Origin of the sequence: Pseudonocardia halophobica (assembly GCF_050948485.1) — a bacterium.
GTDB lineage: Bacteria > Actinomycetota > Actinomycetes > Mycobacteriales > Pseudonocardiaceae > Pseudonocardia > Pseudonocardia halophobica.
Map to the genome: position 1 here is coordinate 5,086,308 of NZ_CP192046.1, position 18,451 is coordinate 5,104,758.

Consider the following 18,451-nt stretch of genomic DNA (forward strand, 5'->3'; position numbering starts at 1 on the left):
CCGGCGGGTCAACTCGAGGGAGGCGTAAACAGGAGCGCCACGAACGTGACCGCGCACGCGAGGATGATGTAGAGGGCGATCACCCACGAGCCGCCGAAGCCGGCGAAAAGGGCGGCGGCGACGAACGGCGCCGGGCCGCTGGTGATCAGGCCACCGACCTGGTAGGCGACCGAGACTCCGGTGTAGCGGTACTCGGCGTCGAACAGCTCGGACAGGAACCCGGCCATGGCGCTGTAGGTCATCGCGTGTCCGACGGTGGCGAACAGGAACATCGCGAGCAGCACTGCCCCTGAGGCTCCGCTGTCGAGCAGCCAGAAGAACGGGAAGGCGGCGGCGGCGGAGTAGAGCGCTCCGGCCATGAGGATGTTCCGGCGCCCGAACCGATCGGCGAGGACGGCCACCAGCGGGATCGCGGCGATGTCCACCAGGGACGCCACGATCAGGCAGGTCAGGATGGTGCCACGGGAGACGCCGACTTCGCCGGGCCCGTAGGACAGGACGAAGACGCTCACGATGTAGAACGGGATGTTGGTCCCGGCCTGCGCGAAGAGCCCGACGAGTACGGCGCGGAGGGACCGCCGCAAGGTGTCCCTCAGCGGGAACCGGGAGACCTCGTGGGCCGTCGTGACCTTCTGGAAGTCGGGCGACTCCTCGAGACGGGATCGCACGTAGAGACCGACGAGGATGAGCACTGCGCTGGCCAGGAAGGGCAGCCGCCAGCCCCAGGAGAGCAGCTGGTCCGACGGCAGCTGCTGCACGGCGAGGAAGGCGGACGCCGACAGGACCAGTCCGGCCGGGACGCCGGCCTGTGGCCAACTGCCGTAGAACGCTCGGCGTCGGCTCGGTGCGTGTTCGACCGCCATCAGTACGGCGCCACCCCACTCACCTCCGACCGCGAATCCTTGGACCAGCCGGACCAGTACGAGCAGGATCGGCGCGGCCACGCCGATCTGGGCGTAGTTCGGCAGCAGGCCGATCGCCACCGTTCCGCCGCCCATCATGATCAGCGACATGATCAGCATCTGCTTTCGACCCAGACGGTCGCCGAAGTGGCCGAACACGATGCCGCCCAGCGGCCGTGCGACGAAGGCGACGCCGAACGTCGCGAACGCAGCCAGGGTCCCGGTCAGTGGATCGAGGTTGGGGAAGAACTGGGCGTTGAACACCAACGTCGCGGCCGAGCCGAAGAGGAAGAAGTCGTACCACTCGATCGCGGTCCCGATGAAGCTCGCGAAGGCGACACGCGCAGGCCTGACCTGCGTTCGTTGCTGTTGCCCGATCACCATAACTACCTCCAACGACATCGGGGGAGATTCGCCGTAGCGCGGCGCAGCGGAAGGTCCTCGGTCCGCCCCGGTCCGAGTCGCCCGGCGCCGCCGTGGTCTCGCCCGGACCGGAACGCGACGAGGCCTCGGCCGCCAACGTCCGGCTACGAGCTCGAGCTCGTAGCGCGACGTTGCGGAAACTATAAATGTTTCGACCGGTCGGTACAAGCGACTGCGGCGATGAATATCGCTCCTCCGGCTGCACGGAGCAGATGATCGTGAAGGCGTCGCCGGTCCGTGCGCGGCTCCTGTCGCCGGACGAGCGGAGCTGCACTCGCCTCCGCCCGCACCCGGACGACTCGCGCTGCCATGGCGCTGCCCCTCCCCTCCGATGACCGCTGCATGTACTGGTCATGGAGGGTGACGACAAGGGAGTGACCATGAAGAGAGTTGGCGCCCGGAGACGGCGCGGCGGCGAAGAGCAGCCGGTCGTCAGCCGGTACGGAGGGCTGGCGTCACCCGTCCGGCGGGCAATTGGCGCCGCTCATCGCACGAGGCGCGTCCAGAAGGCCCGCCCGAAGGGGTCGTCACAGGCTGGCGGGAGCCGGCGCACAGCCGCGGCACCGGTCAGGGGGCCGTCTTGGTCAGGTACTGGAAGAGTTCCCAGCTCGCTCGCTCGACGTGGTTGTGCACAAGCTTGCCGTCCTCACGAACTTCCCACACCGCGGTGCCGCTGAACGAGATCGGCCGGCCGTCCGGCTCGGTGCCGAGCACACCGTTGTTGCGGCCGTGCACGCGCCACCGCGAAGCCACCCGGCTCCCGTCGTGGTTCTGGAACGTCTCGACGACCTCGAACACCAGGTTGTCGACCTGCTCCAGGAAGGCAGCGACCCAGGCCTTGAAGTTCTCGCGCCCCTCGATGCGCCGGCCCGCGTTCGTGATGACGAAGTCCTCGACGACGTAGTCATCGACAGCCTCCGGATTGCGCTCGCTCCACACGTCCCGCCAGAACGACTCGACCAGTTCCACCGAGTTCTCGTACGACACCGGAACCTCCTCAGCTTATTTTTGACAGTGCTGTCAAACATAGCTGGGGAGCGCGTGCCTGCCCAGCGACGCGCGAGCACCGCCACAGGCATCAGGTCCCGCGGAGAACGCCGGGGCGAGAAGCCGTGTGCCCCGGCCGAGCTGGTCGAGTCGCCGCCGCTCGGGCAACCCCGAGTGTTGCTCCGGTCCACAGATGCCGCACTCCCCGGGCCCGACCGGGGAGTCGACGGACAGCCGGGGCCGTCCATGTCACGTACGCGTGGTCGTCCCCCGGGTCGGCGGACTGCCGGCGGCGCTCGCCGTCGCCGCCGGGTTTCCTCGAGAGCACCCACCGGACGTCGGGCTCGTCGGGATCTCACTCCTGCGGCAGCACTCGCAGCCGGGCCGTGTGAATCTGCGAGCCAGCTCCGCGGGCCGCTCCTCAGTTACCCAGTGTCCCGCCTCGTCGATCGCACCACCGGTGACGTCGTCGGCGAGCGCCTCAACGATGCGCGGCAAGGACATCACGGTCAACGCGGTCGCCCCCGGCCCCACCTCCACTCCGCTGTGGTGGCTTCAGGGCGACACGGAGAGTCGGTCGTAGAGGCCGTTCCAAGTCACGGGTTCCGCGGAGAAGAGCAGGCGGAGGAGCTCGAGCCCCTCAACAAGCCGCCGGAACCGGGTGGCCGGGTCGACCGCGCATGCCTCGAATTCCGCCGGGAACTCATCACCACCTGCCCCGACACCCAGCTCGAAGCGCGCCCAGGAGACGTGATCCAGGGTGAGTGGCCGCCAACGTGGCGAGTAGGGCGATCGGGTAGAGCGGCAGCAATGCAACCGAGCTGACAAGTCTGACGCGCTCGGTTGCACCTGCGGCCTCCGCGAGTGCGATCAACGAGTTCGGCGTCGGGGTATGGAAGAAGACGTGTTCACCACTGCCGAACACGTGAAATCAAGGCGTTCCGCCCGACGGACGTCCTGCGCACCGGTCTGCGGATCGCCGAGCACGACACCGAGTTCCACGGGCACCTCCTCGTCTACGCGGGCACCCCGACGCCAACGCTCCGACGCGGTGTCATCAGCAAGAAAGAATTGGCGCCGGCCGCCCCGCTCGACGCCCGCTGGGCAATTGGCGATACGGCTACTTCGCTCACTTTCACGGGATCGACACGACAAGGTCAGTTCTGCGGGACGCCCCTACTGCTGAGCCCGTTGATCAACGCATCCAGGAAGACGTCGGCGAGCTCCTCGGGGGTGAGCACCCCGTCCGGCTCGAACCAGAGGTACGTATAGTTCAGCATGCCGAGTATGCCCTTCACGAGGATGCGGGGTGTCGGACGCAGAACACCGCTTCGAACCCCCTGGTCGAGCGCCTGTCGCCAGTAGGACTCGTACCGTTCTCGAGCCGCGATGACGTGATCCCGCCGTTGTCCGGTGAGTGCACCGTACTCGCGGAAGAAGACCGTCCATTCGGATCGGTGCGTGGAGATATTGCGGAGCAGTCCCCTGGCCATCTCTCGAAGCAGTTCTTCCGGCTCCAGCCCTTTGTCGAGGATCGACTCGGCAAGAGCATTCATCTTGTCGACCTGATCCTTGCTGATGGCGTAGAGGACTGCCTCTTTGCTCTCGATGTAGTGATACAGCGCACCCCGTCCGAGGCCGACCGCACGACCGAGCTCGGCGATACCGGTTCCGTGGTATCCGTTACGCGCGAACAGGTCCGCTGCCGTCGCGATCACTCTGCCACGATTGATCTCGTAGCTCGACGCCGTCATGCCGCACCCGTTCCGTCCGCCTGCTGTGGGACAAGGCTATCCTGCTGCCCGCGACAGGGCAGCCACGCTCGCCCGGCGGGCGATGTCGTGGGTTCGGCTCACGTTTCCGCGCCGCGGTTCCGCAGCGGGCACCCGCCCGCAGGCGAGAAAGGGGCGGGTGCCCGCAGGGAAGGTCCGGGAGGCCCGACGCACGATGGTCCAGCGACACCGCGTACGTCAGGATCCACTCCTCCCGATCCCGGGTGTCCAGGGCCGAACGTCAGCCCGGACCACTCACGACCTCGGCCGCACTACTGCGGGAGGCAGTCGAAGGCGTCGTGGAAGGTGTAGCCGTCGAGGAGCTCGCGGGCGGCAACCATGTACTGGATGGTGGGGGTGCCCTCTTCCAACCAGTTCAGCCGTGCGTCCCGGTAGAGGCGCTCGATCGGGTACTTGCGGGTGTACCCGATGCCGCCGTGGACGAGCAACGCCCGGTCGGTGACCCTGCCGACCGCCTCGAGCCCGAACTGCTTGATCAGGCTCGACTCGGCCGGTACGCGCCGGTCGCGGTCCCACTTGGCCGCGACGTCCGCGAGCATCCCGCGCAACGCGTAAACGTCTGCTGCCATCTCTGCGAGATACCGCTGGATGGCCTGTCGCTCGGCGATCGGCTTGCCGAAGGTCACCCGCTCCTTGGCGTACTTCAGCGACAGGTCCAGCGCCCGGCTGGCGGTTCCGAGCGACGACGCCGCGATGAAGACCCGGCTGATCTCCAGGGCGCGCTCGAGGTGCTTGATCCCTTCGCCCTCGGCACCGACGAGGTTCGAGGCGGGCACGCGCACCTCGGTGAAGACCAGCTCGCCGTGCTCGGCGCCCTTGCACCCCATCGTCTCGGGCAGCGGCGTGATCGTGAAGCCGGGAGCGTCCCGGGGAACGATGATCGCGGAGACCTGCTTGTCGGCGGTCTTGGCGAGCACGAGGAAGTGCGAGGCGATGTCGGAGTTCGTGATGAGCCACTTACGGCCGTTGAGCACGTACTCGTCGCCCTCGCGGCGGGCCCTGGTCGACAGGTCCATTCCCGTGCCGTTGTCCGGCTCGGTCAGCGCGAAGGCCAGCGACTTCTCCCCCACAGCCGCGCCGGGCAGGATCGCCTGCTTCTGCTCCTCGCTCCCGATCTCCGACAACGCGTGGGCGAAGGAGTTGTGCACGTGCACGAGGGCGCGGATGCCGCCCTGGATCTTTGCGAACTCGGCGAGGATCGGCAGGTACTGGGCGATCGACAGACCGGACCCGCCGTACTCCCGGGGAATGATCAGACCGAAGGCGCCGCAGGCCTTGAGCGCCGGCAGGACGATCTCGTAGGGGATCTTCTCGCTGTCCTCGATCTGGTGCTCGAGGGGATCGAGCTCGTTCCAGATCGTGGTGAACACCGCCTCGCGCAACTTGGCGTACTCGTCGGATGGCAGGCCAACAGTCACGAGATTCCTCCTTGAATTCACAGGGACCAGCCGCCGTCGGCGGCGAGGACAGTGCCTGTGCAGAACGTCGCATCCTCGGACAGGAAGACCGCTGCACGGGCGATCTCGTCCACGGTGCCGAACCGACCCAACAGAGTCGCCTCGGCGATCTTGTCGCGGGACCCCCGGGGAACGGCCGCGGTCATGTCCGTGTCCACGAAGCCCGGCGCCAGGACGTTCACCCGGACCCCCTTCGGGGCCAGCTCCTTGGCCAGGGACCGGGCGAACCCGACCAGGGCGGCCTTGGCGCTCGCGTAGGCCGTGTCACCGGCGAAGCCCACGTCGCCGACGACCGATCCCACCAGGACGATGCTTGCGTCGCCTCCCTGCTCGAGCATCGGGATGGCGGCTCGCACAACGGCAGCCGTACCACGAAGGTTGGTCTCGACAACCGCCCACCACGCGTCGGGATCCATCCGGGTGAGCTTGCCGCCGTCCCACACAGCCGCGTTCAGCACGAGCGAGTCGAGCCGACCCCAGTCCGATCGCACCTGTTGAACCGCGTCAACCGCACTGTCGCGGTCCGCGAGGTCGAGGCGCACCGGCAGGACTCGGTCCGGATACGCTGCCGCCAACTTCTCGACACCCTCGCGACCGGAGCGATAGGCACCTGCGACCCGGGCTCCCCGGTCGAGAAGATGCCGCGCTATTCCGGCCCCGATCCCACGGGACGCACCCGTGACCAATGCAGTCCGGTCGGCATCGTCCTGGACAACCATGCTTCTATTGTACCGATCGGTCTAACAGGGGGAAGACGTAGCAGCTGTGACGGGCGGCGCACATCCCGCGGGACGAGGTAGGCCAGGAGATCTGCTTCCTCTTCCACCGAGGCGTGCGTCGAGCTCGCGGGCCGATCCGCCGGCTTGTTTGCGTATGTCGTCCTGCATCGCTTGCCCATCGGGGCCGCCGTAGACGGCGCTGCTGAGCAGCGCGTGGACCGCTCGTCACGCGATCAGCGACGACTCGACGTCGAGTCGGGGCGGTGCGTCAGCACTTGGCGGAGTCGGTGCACCAAGCGGCGCGGGGTCCACAGCGACCAGAGGATCTCGCCGGCGCGCTCGTCCCTCGCGATGAGCGGGGTCGCGCGGTACCCGAGGTCGTCGGCTTAGAGCAGTCTCGTCGCCCTTCTTCATCACCTGGCCGGCGTAGGCGATCGACTGTCCCTCGGCGACTCCGCCGATGACGGAGCTGATCTGGAGGAGCCTTCTCGGTACTTCTCCGCGAGCGCCGGGTCGACGAGGTGGTCGACTCCGAGGAGCTCGGGCGCGTGCAACAGGACGTCTGTGGACCCCCAAGGACGAGCGCTCAGACACCGGGGCCCACCTTCTCCAGTCGATGCTTCCGCACCTTCCCCGACGTCGTGCGCGAAAGCGGCTGAGTGGTGAGGTGGTAGTCGCGCGGCACCGTGAAGCCCGCGAGGCGCACTTGCAGGACCTCGGCCTCGGCTGTCGTCGTCGCGGACCACGACGTGCGCCACTCCGATCTCTCCCCGCTTCTCGTCCGGCTCACCGACGCCCGCTGCCTCGAGCACGTCGGGGTGTGCGGCGAGCATCCGCTCGATCTCGGCCGGACAGACGTTGAGCCCACCGGTGACGATCATGTCCTCTGGCGCGGCCGGCGATGTAGACGAGGCCGTCCTCGTCGTAGCTCACAAGGTCTCCGGTGTGCAGCCAGCCGTCGGCGAGGGTCTCCGCGGTGGCATCCGGCTTGTCGAAGTACCCGCTCATGTTCGCGGGCGAGCGGCAGATGATCTGACCGACCGTGTTCGGGGGGACCTCGACGTCGTTGTCGTCGACGATCTTGCAGCGGGCTGACCGAGCGATCTGGATGATCCAAGGACCGGGTTCTCGAGGAGGTCAGGGCGTGGCAGTAGCCAGGGCTAGCTGCGGCGCTGCCCGCGTGTGCAGCCTGGCTCGGGGCTCGCTGCTCACGCCGCCATTCACCGAGGCGGCGCCGAGACGTCCTCGAGGTTGACCGCGCCGAAGCTCGGCCGCAGCCGCACGAGGGTCTCGACGATCTCGTCGACGTCCGTGGTGTCGAGGACCAGCGGGATCGAGTCGAGCTCGCCGAAGGTCTTGAACAGTGCGGACTTGCCCTCCATCACCGGCAGCGACGCGCGCGGGCCGATGTCGCCGAGGCCGAGCACGGCGGTGCCGTCGCTGACCACGGCGACCAGCCGGTCGGTCCAGGTGTAGCGCCGCGCCAGCGCGGGCTCGGCGGCGATCGCGCGGCTGACCTCGGCCACGCCCGGGGTGTAGGCGATGGCCAGGTCGCGGGCGTCGCGCAGCGGCGCGGACAGGCCGGTGGCCAGCTTGCCGCCCTCGTGCGAGGCCAAGATCTCGGTGCAGGTCGGCGCAGTCGGCGCAGGCACTGCACCGATCCGGCTCAGCTCGCCGTTCAGGGTCTTCTCCAGTTCAGCCGGAAGATGGGCGACGACGGCGTGAACCGCTCGCCTCGGGGCGGAGGAATGCGGTCAGCCGCCGATCCTGCGGTCGCTGCCTTCCCAATAGCGGTCCCGGAGACGGCGACGCATGATCTTACCGGAGCCGGTCTTCGGGAGCTCAGGGACGAACTCGACCGACCGGGGCTTCTTGTAGGCGGCGAGGTGGCGCTGGCAGACGTCGGTCACCTCGTCCGCGGCCAGCGTGTGCCCTTCACGCACCACCACGACGACCTTCAACGCCTCGCCCCAGGTCTCGTCCGGCACGCCGACGACGGCAACCTCGGCGACGGCCGACAGCGTCGAGACGACGTTCTCGATCTCGGTCGGGTAGACGTTGAAACCTCCCGTGACGACCATGTCCTTCTTGCGGTCGACGATGTGGAGGTAGCCCTCGTCGTCGAACCGGCCCAGGTCGCCGGTGCGCGCCCAGCCTTGCTCGTCGATCATTTCGGTCGTGGCGTCCGGCCTGCCCCAGTAGCCCATCATGAGCTGTTCGCCGCGAACCGTGATCTCGCCGATCTCGCCCGGAGGCACGGCCTTTCCGTCGTCACCGACCAGTAACACCTCGACGAAGGGACTGAGCCGACCCGCAGAGGCCAGGCGGGCCGGGACGCCCTGCGCAGGATCGAACCGGTGGTCCTCCCGGGACAGGCACGCGATGGGGATCGGGATCTCGCTGAGCCCGTAGAACTGCACGAAGACGTCCCCGAAGACCTCGCGGGCCCTCGCCAACCTGTCCGGTGCGATCGCCGAGCCGGCGTAGACGATGGTGTGCAGGGACGAGTAGTCGCCCTCGACCTGCTCGGCCGCGAGCACCAGCAGGTTCATCATCGTCGGCACCATCGGCAGAATGGTTACCGCGTGCTCCTCGATGAGCCGCAGCGTCTGTGCGGCGTCGAACCTGGCCGAGGTCAGGTGCGTCGCCCCGCGGACGAAGTAGGAGGGCGCGACGTAGCCACTGAGGTGACTGAGCGGCGCGACGTGCAGTACCAGGTCGCCGTCGACCACCGGGGGCAGCTCGAGCAATTCGTTGCGCACCATCGTCGCCCAGTTGGCCTGGCTGAGGGTCGCGCCCTTGGGTAGGCCGGTGGTGCCGCTGGTGTAGAGGATGGCCGCGGGGTCGCTCGCCAGCGGCGGAACGACCGGGGTGGGCGTGGCCTCCAGCAGGGTGGCGAGCGTGACGTCGCCCGGGCCTCCGTCGACGGTGACGACGAGCCGGAGTTGGGGCAGCTCGTCGCGAACCGTCGAAAGGGCATCGGCCCACAGCGGTGAGACGAACGCCGTGGTGGCCTCGCAGTCGGTCAGGATGTGCACCACCTCGCGAAGGTGGAGCCGTACGCTCAGCGCGCAGCGCACGAAACCGCCCACGAAAAGCGCTTGGTCGACTTCCAGGAACTCGGGACAGTTGTCGAGCAGCACGACACCTCGATCCCCCCGTGTCATGCCGCGGGCGACCAGCCCGGCAATGAGGCGATGGACGCGCTCCCCCAGCTCGGCGTACGTCCAATCACCCCTGTCGGTCCGCACGGCCGTGCGGGACGCGTAGTGACGGTACGAGCGCTCGAAGAGCTGAGCCATCGTGACGTGCGACCGTCGCACGCGACGGTCGAGACCATCAGCACCTACGCGTGCCTCGGCTGCAGCAGGGACATCGCTGTGTGCGGTCCCGGTGAGCATCCTTGCTCGACCTCCTCGGTTGAGAGCCAGCCACCCCGGCCGGTCCGCGTCGTACGGGTACCGGCGGTACCGCGAGGGAACTGTCCGCTCCTTCCTAGCAGCACAGGCCCTGGGTCCGCAATGAGTTCTTGTACCACTCAGTACAAGGCTGAGCGGCAGATAATCTCCAGGTCAATGCCCCCTCATGCCGTACCGCCAGACCGATGACGGCCCCGCATCCAGCGCTCGCTCCGGCTCGCCGCGACGCAACGCGCGGCGACGCTTCGTTCAGTGGCGGGCTCCGGACAACGAAAGTCACACGCGGGATAGAACCTTGCGACTTCTGCCCGTATCCTCTCCGTTTTGCCGCAGGTGTCGGCACCGCCCTGCGCGCTACGGCGCTGGCCGCGGCACGGAACCCGTCTGCCGTACATCCCTGGCACCAGTGGCGGTTGTTCCTCGCCGCGGGGTGCCTGAGGAGGAAGCCTCGTGCCCGCTGCGCGCAGCAAGATTCTCGTCGCCAACCGCGGGGAGATCGCCGTACGGGTGATCCGGGCGGTCTTCGCCGCCTACGGAGCAGAAACGCTGCCGCCGTCTCCGATGATGGCACCTTCGGTCATAACGCTGAGGTTCTCTCCCGGATTTTCACCGCTGTCTCGAGCAGCTGCGGAGTGCTGGTGAACCAATCCTGCAGGTTCAGATCCACGATGAGCTCGTTCGCGCCTGCCTGCGCCGCCATGTGGATGTCGTCGATAGCCTGGGAGAGGGTGTCGACGAACGCCATTCGGTCGGGTCCCGCCGGACGGTCGGTGAAGGTGACGTTTTCCACCGCGATCATCTCCATCCGGCTTGTATCCCGACCGTACTCAGCAGCAATTTCCCGAATGCGGTCCCAGCTTGCGCGCAGTTCGGCGGCTCCACCGGCCGGGCCCGGGAGTGGTGAAGACCGGCAACCAGCCGTCTGCACGTCGGGCGATGCGCTGCACGGCCTTGGAACTGGTGCCGCGACCGAGGTTGCTGCCGCCGCAACCCAGCATCACGGGGAGTTTCGAGTCGGGCTTGGGGAGTATCGAGGCGTTGTCGACGACGACCCGAGGACTGCGGAAGATCACCGGGTCGGGTCCCCAGACCGCCTCGAAGACATCCAGCGTCTCGTCGAGGAAGCGGCCGCGAACCGCTCGAGTGGCACCGGTCGCCTGAAGTTCGTCGGTGGACCAGCCGGTGCTCATCCCCGCGATCATGCGACCGCCGCTGATCTGATCGATCGTGGCGAGCGTCTTCGCCAACTGGACGGGTGCGTGGAGAGCCGCGATCGGGGCCTGACCCCGGTTCATGGACACGCAGATCCCCGCACCGCGGGGAAGGCGAGATGATCCACGATCATGGCCCGCAAGAACTACTCCGACGAGTTCCGTCGGCAGGCCGTCGAGTTGTACTAGTCCAGCCCGGACGCGACGGTGCGCGGCATCGCCGAGGACCTCGGGATCGAGCGCGGCACCCTTCGGGTGTGGCTCGAGCGGCTCGGCACCGGCCGCAAGACCGCCGAGGACGGCACGCCGGCCCCCAGCCCTCTCACACCCCGCCCGCCGCGTCAGGCCCGTGCCGGCGGTGGACCCGAGCTCGGCGAGCCGGTGGTCGGCGGGTCGGAGACCCCTGAGCAGCGCCTGGCGCGTCTGGAGGCGGAGAACGCCGCGCTGCGCGCGGAGAAGGCCAAGCTCGTCATCGAGCGCGAGATCCTGCGCCAGCGGCCAAGTATTTCGCCGGGGAGACGAACTGGTAGCCGCTTCCAGTTCGTCGCCGACCACACCGGCACCTCCGCCCGCCCCGGGTGGAGCGTGAAGCGGCTGTGCGCGCTACTCGACTGCAGCGTTCCTCGTTCTACGCCTGGCGCGCCGCCGCCCCAGCCGGGGCCGCCCGCACTGCCGCCGACGCCGAACTCGCGGCACGGATCCGCACGGTGCACGCCAAGGACAACACCTGCGGGCGGCCGAGGATCACCGCCGAGCGGGGCGACGGCGCGCCCGCCGGGCAGCGGGTCAACCACAAGCGGGTCGGCCGGGTCATACGCGAGCACGGCATCTGTGGCTACCGCAGGCGCCGCCGCGTGCGCACCACGATCCCCGAGCCCGCCCAGGGTGCGGTGCCCGACCTGCTCGGCGCAGGTTCACCGCGCAGGCGCCCAACCGGGTCTACGTCGGCGACTCACCTACCTGCCCCTCGCCGAAGGCAGCAACCTGTACCTGGCCACCGTGATCGACTGCTACTCCCGGCGCCTGGCCGGCTGGGCGATCGCCGACCACATGCGCACCGAACTCGTCGAAGACGCCCTGCTCGCCGCGGCCGAAACCCGCGGGAGCCTCACCGGGGCGATCTTCCACTCCGACCACGGGTCGGTCTACACCTCCCGCGCCGACGCCGAACTCTGCGAGCGGCTCGGCGTCGTCCGGTCCATGGGCGCGATCGGCTCCAGCGCCGACAAACGCCCTCGCCGAGTCGGTCAACGCCACCCTCAAACGCGAAGTCCTGCAAGACAATCCGACCTGGCCCGATGCCCTCACCTGCCACCGCCAGCTCTTCCGCTGGCTCAACCGCTACAACACCCGACGACGACACTCCTGGTGCCGCTACCAGACCCCGAACACCTACGAGAAGGCCCGCACAGCTACCGTCCCGGAAGCGGCGTAATCCACCCCGTGTCCATGAACCGGGGGCAAGGCCCCTGGAGCCCCGACTGCCGGATCGCACGCCGCGGCGGGGCGGGCGGTGGCGTGATCACCGGCAGGTGATCGAAGCGATCGCCTGGAAGTACCGCACCGGGGCGGCGTGGCGGGAGATCCCGGTCGAGCGGTTCGGGCCCTGGCAGACCGCCTATGAGCGGCAGACCCGCTGGAGCGAGGATGGCACCTGGGCGCGGTTGTTCGCCGCAGCCCAGGCCGACGCGGATGCCCGCGGCGAGCTGGACTGGTTGGTCTCGGCGGACTCGTCGCTGGTCCGGGTCCACCAGCATGGTGCCGCGGCGCGGCGGATCGGCGGCAACGCCGCGACCGCACCCGGCCCCGGCTCGCCGCCGGACACCCTCACAGGGGGCAAGGTCGAATGACAAGAATTCCCGACTCGATCACCGGCGACGACGGGAGAGACCCGTCGTCGCCGAGCCTGCCGACCACGCCATCGGCCGGTCTCGCGGCGGGCTGACCACCAAGGTCCACTCCATCGTCGACGGGCAGGCGCGGCCGCCGGTGGTGCAGCTGACCGCCGGGAACGTCAACGACACCACCCAGTTCGCCCAGCTCATCGCCGGGATCGCGGTGGCCCGCCCCGGCCGGGGGCGGCCGTGGACCCGCCCGGACTACGTGCTGGCCGACAAGGGCTACAGCTCGCGGGCGAACCGGGAGCTGCTGCGGCGGCGCGGGATCGCTCCGACCATCCCCGAGCCCCGCGACCAGCAGGCCAACCGGGCCCGCCGCGGCTCAGCAGGTGGCCGCCCGGTCGGGTTCGACAAGGACCGCTACCGCCGCCGGAACACCGTCGAGCGGGGCTTCTGCCAGCTCAAACACTGGCGCGGGCTGGCCACCCGCTACGACCGCTGCAGCCCCTGGCCGGTCACCCGATGGGTCACGTGGTGGCCGGCCGACCGGGCGGCGGGCCAGAGGTTCGGTGCCCCAGTCAACGGAGCACGAGTCCGTCGACCGGGAGCCGTTCCAGGCCGCGGACGACGTTGTTCAGGTGGCGCACGGGCTCGCCGACCCGGAACCGGCGGACCCGCGTGGCCAGTGCCATGAGCACCGCGTGCGCCTCGAGGCGGGCGAGGGCCTGACCGGCGCAGGCGTGGGTGCCGTAGCCGAAGGCGAGGTGGTCGACGGGGTTTCTGTTCACGTCGAACCGGTCCGGCTCGGGGTAGCGGCGCTCGTCGCGGTTGCCCGACCCGTAGAGCAACAGGACCTGGCAGCCGGAACGAACGGGGACGCCGTCGATCTCGACGTCCTCGGTGACCGTGCGCCCGAAGCCCTGGACGGGGGCGTCGTAGCGGAGCACCTCGTTGAGGGCACTCGGCACGAGGCCGGGGTCTGCGGTGAGGAGGTCCCACTGGTCCGGGTGCGTGCCGAGCAAGTGGACCGCGTTGGCGATGGCGTTGATGGTGGTGTCGAGCCCGGCGGAGGTGTAGGCGGCCAGCAGCGGGATGCACGACTCGCGCCCGATGCGGCCCTCGTCGGCGGCACGGAAGATGTCCCGCCCCATGCTGCCCTCCTTCAGGTCTGTGGCCTGCAGCGTGCCCAGCCAGCCGAACATCTCCCCGATCGCGTCCAGCCCGCCGAGGGTGCGCTCGTTCAGTGGGCCGAAGACGGTGAAGGTCGCATCCGCCCAGCCGAGCATTTTCGGACGCGCGTCGTCCGGGATGCCGATGAGGTCGAACACCACCGAGAAGGGGAAGGTCACGGCGAGGTCGGTGACCGCGTCGAACGAGCCCTTCTCGACCAGCTCGTCGACGAGCCGTTCGGCCCGGGCGGCGATCTCGGCCTGCAACGGCCGGACGGCGCGCGGACCGAGCCGTTCGGAGAGCACCGCCCGCAGGGTGTCGTGGAAGGGCGGGTCGCTGGCCAGCACCGACCCGACGAGCATCCGGTTCACGTGCTCATTAAGCGCGATCCCGCGGGAGGAGAAGCCCGCCCAGTCGGCGAGTGCCCGCCGGACGTCGGCGTAACGCGGGATCGCCCAGATATCGAGGGTGCTCAGATGGACGGCGCCGCCTCGGTCGCGCAGGTCACGGTAGACGGGATAGGGGTCGACGAGGACCTCGTCGCTGAACAGGTCGACGTCCGAGCGGGGAGTGTGGGTGAGCGTCATCGCTGTGCCTTCGGTCGAGGGGTGGACGGCGGCTGTCAGTCCATCGTCAGAGCGGCGACCGGGCACACGCGAACCGCGGCCTCGGCGACACCGGACAGCTCCGGTTCGACCTCCTCGGCGTCGAGGACGAGCTCCCCGTCGTCGTCGAGGTGCAGCAGCGACGACGCCTCGTCGACGCACAGGCCGTAGCCCTCGCAGCGGTCCCGGTCCACGGACAGCTTCATGACAGCTCCTTCACCCACATAAACAACCCGAATCTTTCGTGTCATACCACGGGATGGTGTCGAGAGCGACAGGCGGTGTCAAGTGCGACTCGAGCCGCTTGACACCCCCGACGGACGCCAGCAGAATCCGCCGAAGCACACAAAGCATTCGGGTATTTACGCGCTGACCGTCGAGGAGGACGAGTGGCCGTCACCGCATCGGGGATCCGTTGGATCGACGACATCGACATCGCCGCGCTCGAAGCCGATCCGTATCCGCTCTACGCTCGGATGCGGGCCGAGGCGCCGTGCGTGTTCGTCCCGGCGTTGAACGCCTACCTGCTGACGACCTACGACGAGGTGCGCGCCTTTCTCGCCGACACCGATCTCGGCCGCGCACCGAGCGTCCAGCCGGTGCTCGAACGGACCTTCGGCCCGGAGAACATCCTCATCGCCGACGGCGAGGTCCACCGTGACCGCCGCGCATCCGTCGACCCGCCGCTGCGGCGAGGCGCGGTGTCGGGCTACATCGAAGACCTGGTCCGTCCGATTGCCGCGCAGGAGGCGGCGCGGCTGCCCGCCTCGGGCACCTACGACGTGGTCGCGGAGTACCTGGAGCCGGTCAGCACGAGGGGCCTCGCTGCCATGCTCGGCATCGGCGACGTGCCGTCGGAGACGCTGCGCCGCTGGTTCCACACCATCATCGGTGCGGCGGGCAACTACACCTTCCAGGAGGAACCCTTCCGCAGGAGCGACGAGGTCGTCGCGGAGATCAAGGACGTCCTCGAGCCGATCCTCACCCGGCTCGAGAGCGACCCCGACGGCTCGGGCCTGTCGCACCTGCTGCACGCCGGCATGCCACCCGGCCGGACCCGGTCGCGCGAGGACATCTACTCCGCGTTCCTGATCGAGCTCACCGGCGGGATGCAGGAACCAGGACACGCTGCGGCCACCACCCTGCTGGGCCTCCTCCAGGAAGGCACCTACGGCGAGATCGTCGCCGACCCCGATCTGATTCCCACGGCCCTCGCCGAGGGCCTCCGCTGGATCGCGCCGATCGGTGGCGTCTTCCGCGAGACGACCCGTGCGGTCACGATCCACGGCCAGGAGCTACCGCCGGGGTCCCTCGTGTGGTGCATGGTCGCCTCGGCGAACCACGATGAGCGCCGGTTCAGCGACGGGGGTCGCTACCAGCTCCGACGCTCCGGCCCCACCCATCTGTCCTTCGGCGGGGGCCGGCACTTCTGCGCCGGGAACGTGTTCGGCCGTGAGCTCGCCCGGATCGCGCTGGAAGAGCTCGTCGCGGTGGCGCCCGCCCTGCGCCTGGCGGAGGCGGGCTGGGCGATGAAGGGGTGGCTCTTCCGCTCGCCCCAGCAGCTCCACGTGACCACTGTGGAGGCCTGAGCGCGATGCCCACCCTGACCTTCGTGCTGCCCGACGGGACGCGTCGCACCGTCGAGGGGACGGCCGGCCTCTCCGTCATGGAGGTGGCAATGGCCGAGGACCTGCCGGGCATCGTCGCCGAGTGCGGCGGGAACGCCATGTGCGCCACCTGCCACGTGTACGCCGACGCGGCCGACCGGCTACCGCCGGTGTCGGACGTCGAGGACGAGATGCTCGATTCCACGGCTGCACCGCGTACACCGGCGAGCCGGCTGTCCTGCCAGGTGGAGATCGCCGACAACTGGGACGAGATGACCTTCGACGTCCCGGAGACGCAGCTGTGACGGTCGTCGTGATCGGCGCGGGGCACGGCGGCGTGCAGGTCGCCGCGTCGTTGCGGGCGGAGGGGCACCGCGGTCCCGTGGTCCTGCTGGACGGGCAGGACCACCTCCCCTACCACCGCCCGCAGCTGTCGAAGGAGTTCCTCGGACCCGGTGCCGGGGAACCGCAACTGCTGCGCAGCGCGTCGTTCTTCGCCGACCAGGACATCGACCTGCGCCTGGGCACCGCCGTTGCCGCGCTGCACCCGGCGCGACGCCGGGTCGAGCTGCGCGACGGCGGCGCGGTCGACTACACGCACCTCGTCCTGGCGCTCGGATCGTCGCTGCGGCGGCTGCAGGTGCCGGGCGTCGAGCTGGACGGGATCGCGCAGCTGGGGTCGCTCACCGACGCCGCCGCGTTGCGGGCGCGACTGGGTGCGGCCCGGAACGTCGTCGTGGTCGGGGGCGGGTTCCTGGGCCTCGAGATCGCCGCGGCCTGCGCCGAGGTCGGGCGCGCGGTCACCGTGGTCGAGCCGCAGGCCCGGCTCCTGGCCCGGGCGGTGGCGCCCCCGGTCTCCGACGCGGTCCGGCGGGCCCACGAGGCCGCGGGCACCGTCCTGCGCGTGGGCACCGGCGTGCAGCGGTTCCTCGGACGCGCCGGACGGGTCCGCCGCGTCGTGCTCTCGGGCGGCTCGGAGCTCCCGGCGGACCTCGTGGTGATCGCGGTGGGGGTCGTGGCGAACAGCGGCATCGCCGAGGCCGCCGGTCTCGCAGTGGACGACGGCGTGCTGGTCGATCCCTGGCTGCGGACCTCCGTCCCGGACGTCTTCGCCGTGGGGGACTGCGTGGCGCGCCCGGACCGCGAGCTCGGCGCCCCACGGCGCATCGAGTGCGTGCAGAACGCGATCGACCAGGCCCGCCACGTCGCGTCGTCGATCGCGCACGGCCTCGGCGAGCCGTACGGCAAGGTTCCCTGGTTCTGGACCCACCAGTTCGCGCTGCGGGTGCAGACCGTCGGGCTCGGCTTCCCCGACGACGACTGCGTGCTCGTGGGCGATCCGGACGACGGTTTCTCCGTCTGCCGCTTCCGCCGGGGACGCCTCGTCGCCGTCGAGTCGGTGAACCGCCCGCGCGACCACATGGCCGCGCGCCGGCTGCTGTCCGGCGGGGTCCTGCCCAGCCCGGCCGAGGTCGGGTCCGCCGGGTTCGACCTGAAGGACCACGAGCTCGCGACCCGCGGGGCCGCGTAGCCGGTCCTCTCAGTCCGGCGGCGCGCCGACCTCGGCGTTCGGCAAGGTCAACGCCCGATGCGCGACGACGGCCCGCGAGGTCCGCGCCGCGTCGCCCGCGGCGATCGCCGCGACGAGCTCGACGTGCACGTCCACCCGCCTGGCCAGATAGGCCTCGTCCTCGTCCGCGGTGTCGGCGTCGGGCCTGCTGGGCAGGCCCTCGACCTGGGCCATCGTGCTCAGGTAGACGCTGCGGGCGATCTCGTTCGGGGTGATCTCGGCGATGCGCCGGTGCAGGGCCCAGTTGGCCTGCAGGAAGTCCGCCCGGCTGGCGGAATGGGTCCGCATCGTCGCCACGATCGCCTCGAGCTCGCGGACGTCCCGCCGGGTGCGGTGCAGGGCCGCGTCGACGTCGATCAGCTCCTCGAGGGCGTCCCGGACCGCGAGCGCGTCCGTGATCCGCGCCGGGTCCTGGGACACCGACAGCAACGTGTGCCGCAGGCGGACCACCGCGGCCGGCTGGGCGACGAAGAGCCCGCCGCTGCGGCCGAGCCTGACGTCCACGGCGCCGCGCTCGGCCAGCAGCCGGGCCGCCTCGCTGATGGTCGCGCGACCGAGACCGGTCTGCTCGCGCAGCTCGTCCATCGTGGCGATGCGGCTGCCCGGGGCCAGCTCACGCTCGACGATCCACCGCTCGATCTCGGTGGCCAGCGACTGGGCGCGCGTCTGCGGCACGGAAAACACCCGACCACTTTACGACGCAGGCTTGACATCCGGCGCGAGGCGCCGAAGGATCCTTTAAACACCCGA

Annotated in this window: 18 protein-coding genes and 3 pseudogenes; 7 read left to right on the top strand and 14 right to left on the bottom strand. The window is 69.6% G+C overall.

The annotated features are described in order from the left end of the window. Positions 1-8: 8 nt before the first annotated feature. The 9 genes and pseudogenes from ACQP04_RS24110 to ACQP04_RS24150 form a co-directional block, all read right to left on the bottom strand. Complete coding sequence (locus ACQP04_RS24110) at positions 9-1,286, bottom strand: MFS transporter (RefSeq protein WP_433502839.1); 1,278 nt, start codon at positions 1,284-1,286, stop codon at positions 9-11. A gap of 606 nt (positions 1,287-1,892) precedes the next feature. Beyond that, the gene (locus ACQP04_RS24115) at positions 1,893-2,294 is read right to left on the bottom strand and encodes an ester cyclase (RefSeq protein ID WP_433502840.1); all 402 of its coding nucleotides are present in this window, start codon (positions 2,292-2,294) and stop codon (positions 1,893-1,895) included. 573 nt (positions 2,295-2,867) lie between these two features. Continuing rightward, positions 2,868-3,161, bottom strand: a complete 294-nt coding sequence (locus tag ACQP04_RS24120; RefSeq protein ID WP_433502841.1) for an LLM class flavin-dependent oxidoreductase — start codon at positions 3,159-3,161, stop codon at positions 2,868-2,870. Positions 3,162-3,469: 308 nt separating this feature from the next. After that, positions 3,470-4,030 carry a TetR/AcrR family transcriptional regulator gene (locus tag ACQP04_RS24125; protein WP_433502842.1) on the bottom strand — a complete coding sequence of 187 codons (561 nt, stop codon included), beginning with the start codon at positions 4,028-4,030 and terminating at the stop codon, positions 3,470-3,472. 326 nt (positions 4,031-4,356) lie between these two features. After that, on the bottom strand, positions 4,357-5,523 hold the full coding sequence (locus tag ACQP04_RS24130; protein ID WP_433502843.1) for an acyl-CoA dehydrogenase family protein: 1,167 nt from the start codon (positions 5,521-5,523) through the stop codon (positions 4,357-4,359). Between the two features lie 17 nt (positions 5,524-5,540). Further along, positions 5,541-6,281 (bottom strand): SDR family NAD(P)-dependent oxidoreductase, encoded by a 741-nt coding sequence (locus ACQP04_RS24135; RefSeq protein WP_433502844.1) that lies wholly within the window; start codon positions 6,279-6,281, stop codon positions 5,541-5,543. Between the two features lie 413 nt (positions 6,282-6,694). Then, positions 6,695-7,162 (bottom strand): AMP-binding enzyme, encoded by a 468-nt coding sequence (locus ACQP04_RS24140; protein ID WP_433502845.1) that lies wholly within the window; start codon positions 7,160-7,162, stop codon positions 6,695-6,697. Between the two features lie 348 nt (positions 7,163-7,510). Further along, positions 7,511-7,963: pseudogene (locus tag ACQP04_RS24145) on the bottom strand (NAD-dependent malic enzyme); the annotation flags it as partial. 72 nt (positions 7,964-8,035) lie between these two features. Continuing rightward, entirely contained in the window at positions 8,036-9,682 is a 1,647-nt protein-coding gene (locus tag ACQP04_RS24150; protein ID WP_433502846.1) for a class I adenylate-forming enzyme family protein, read from the bottom strand. A gap of 468 nt (positions 9,683-10,150) precedes the next feature. Between ACQP04_RS24150 and ACQP04_RS24155 the strand changes: the two genes are divergently transcribed. Beyond that, complete coding sequence (locus ACQP04_RS24155) at positions 10,151-10,342, top strand: biotin carboxylase N-terminal domain-containing protein (protein WP_433502847.1); 192 nt, start codon at positions 10,151-10,153, stop codon at positions 10,340-10,342. Here the strand turns inward: ACQP04_RS24155 and ACQP04_RS24160 are convergent. Together ACQP04_RS24160 and ACQP04_RS24165 are read right to left on the bottom strand one after the other, a co-directional pair. Then, entirely contained in the window at positions 10,278-10,505 is a 228-nt protein-coding gene (locus ACQP04_RS24160; RefSeq protein ID WP_433508519.1) for a hypothetical protein, read from the bottom strand. The genes ACQP04_RS24155 and ACQP04_RS24160 overlap by 65 nt on opposite strands. A 22-nt stretch (positions 10,506-10,527) precedes the next feature. Continuing rightward, positions 10,528-10,995 (bottom strand): LLM class flavin-dependent oxidoreductase, encoded by a 468-nt coding sequence (locus ACQP04_RS24165; protein WP_433508431.1) that lies wholly within the window; start codon positions 10,993-10,995, stop codon positions 10,528-10,530. A gap of 48 nt (positions 10,996-11,043) precedes the next feature. Here ACQP04_RS24165 and ACQP04_RS24170 point away from each other — a divergent pair. From ACQP04_RS24170 to ACQP04_RS24180, 3 genes and pseudogenes are all read left to right on the top strand, one after another. Next, positions 11,044-12,346: pseudogene (locus ACQP04_RS24170) on the top strand (IS3 family transposase). Between the two features lie 46 nt (positions 12,347-12,392). Next, positions 12,393-12,761: pseudogene (locus ACQP04_RS24175) on the top strand (transposase); the annotation flags it as partial. Further along, positions 12,667-13,443, top strand: a complete 777-nt coding sequence (locus ACQP04_RS24180) for an IS5 family transposase (protein WP_433502848.1) — start codon at positions 12,667-12,669, stop codon at positions 13,441-13,443. The pseudogene ACQP04_RS24175 and the gene ACQP04_RS24180, both read left to right, overlap by 95 nt. Here the strand turns inward: ACQP04_RS24180 and ACQP04_RS24185 are convergent. Next, positions 13,328-14,506 (bottom strand): cytochrome P450, encoded by a 1,179-nt coding sequence (locus ACQP04_RS24185; protein ID WP_433502849.1) that lies wholly within the window; start codon positions 14,504-14,506, stop codon positions 13,328-13,330. The genes ACQP04_RS24180 and ACQP04_RS24185 overlap by 116 nt on opposite strands. Before the next feature lie 35 nt (positions 14,507-14,541). Beyond that, positions 14,542-14,730 carry a ferredoxin gene (locus ACQP04_RS24190; protein WP_345382701.1) on the bottom strand — a complete coding sequence of 63 codons (189 nt, stop codon included), beginning with the start codon at positions 14,728-14,730 and terminating at the stop codon, positions 14,542-14,544. A gap of 183 nt (positions 14,731-14,913) precedes the next feature. Between ACQP04_RS24190 and ACQP04_RS24195 the strand changes: the two genes are divergently transcribed. From ACQP04_RS24195 to ACQP04_RS24205, 3 genes are read left to right on the top strand one after another with little or no spacing between them, the layout of a single operon-like run. Further along, positions 14,914-16,113 carry a cytochrome P450 gene (locus ACQP04_RS24195; protein WP_433502850.1) on the top strand — a complete coding sequence of 400 codons (1,200 nt, stop codon included), beginning with the start codon at positions 14,914-14,916 and terminating at the stop codon, positions 16,111-16,113. 5 nt (positions 16,114-16,118) lie between these two features. Continuing rightward, on the top strand, positions 16,119-16,436 hold the full coding sequence (locus ACQP04_RS24200; RefSeq protein ID WP_433502851.1) for a 2Fe-2S iron-sulfur cluster-binding protein: 318 nt from the start codon (positions 16,119-16,121) through the stop codon (positions 16,434-16,436). Next, entirely contained in the window at positions 16,433-17,662 is a 1,230-nt protein-coding gene (locus ACQP04_RS24205) for an NAD(P)/FAD-dependent oxidoreductase (RefSeq protein ID WP_433502852.1), read from the top strand. Before ACQP04_RS24200 ends, ACQP04_RS24205 begins: the two co-directional genes overlap by 4 nt. 9 nt (positions 17,663-17,671) lie before the next feature. Here ACQP04_RS24205 and ACQP04_RS24210 read toward each other — a convergent pair whose 3' ends face one another. Then, positions 17,672-18,376: a FadR/GntR family transcriptional regulator gene (locus ACQP04_RS24210; RefSeq protein WP_433502853.1), complete on the bottom strand. Its 705-nt coding sequence runs from the start codon at positions 18,374-18,376 to the stop codon at positions 17,672-17,674. Between the last annotated feature and the right edge of the window lie 75 nt (positions 18,377-18,451).

Coding starts and splice junctions, on each gene's coding strand:
- ACQP04_RS24160 (WP_433508519.1), bottom strand. CDS start 10,505: ATGGAGATGATCGCGGTGGAAAACGTCACCTTCACCGACCGTCCGGCG.
- ACQP04_RS24185 (WP_433502849.1), bottom strand. CDS start 14,506: ATGACGCTCACCCACACTCCCCGCTCGGACGTCGACCTGTTCAGCGAC.
- ACQP04_RS24135 (WP_433502844.1), bottom strand. CDS start 6,281: ATGGTTGTCCAGGACGATGCCGACCGGACTGCATTGGTCACGGGTGCG.
- ACQP04_RS24110 (WP_433502839.1), bottom strand. CDS start 1,286: ATGGTGATCGGGCAACAGCAACGAACGCAGGTCAGGCCTGCGCGTGTC.
- ACQP04_RS24165 (WP_433508431.1), bottom strand. CDS start 10,995: ATGAACCGGGGTCAGGCCCCGATCGCGGCTCTCCACGCACCCGTCCAG.
- ACQP04_RS24150 (WP_433502846.1), bottom strand. CDS start 9,682: ATGCTCACCGGGACCGCACACAGCGATGTCCCTGCTGCAGCCGAGGCA.
- ACQP04_RS24200 (WP_433502851.1), top strand. CDS start 16,119: ATGCCCACCCTGACCTTCGTGCTGCCCGACGGGACGCGTCGCACCGTC.
- ACQP04_RS24190 (WP_345382701.1), bottom strand. CDS start 14,730: ATGAAGCTGTCCGTGGACCGGGACCGCTGCGAGGGCTACGGCCTGTGC.
- ACQP04_RS24180 (WP_433502848.1), top strand. CDS start 12,667: ATGGTGCCGCGGCGCGGCGGATCGGCGGCAACGCCGCGACCGCACCCG.
- ACQP04_RS24140 (WP_433502845.1), bottom strand. CDS start 7,162: ATGATCGTCACCGGTGGGCTCAACGTCTGTCCGGCCGAGATCGAGCGG.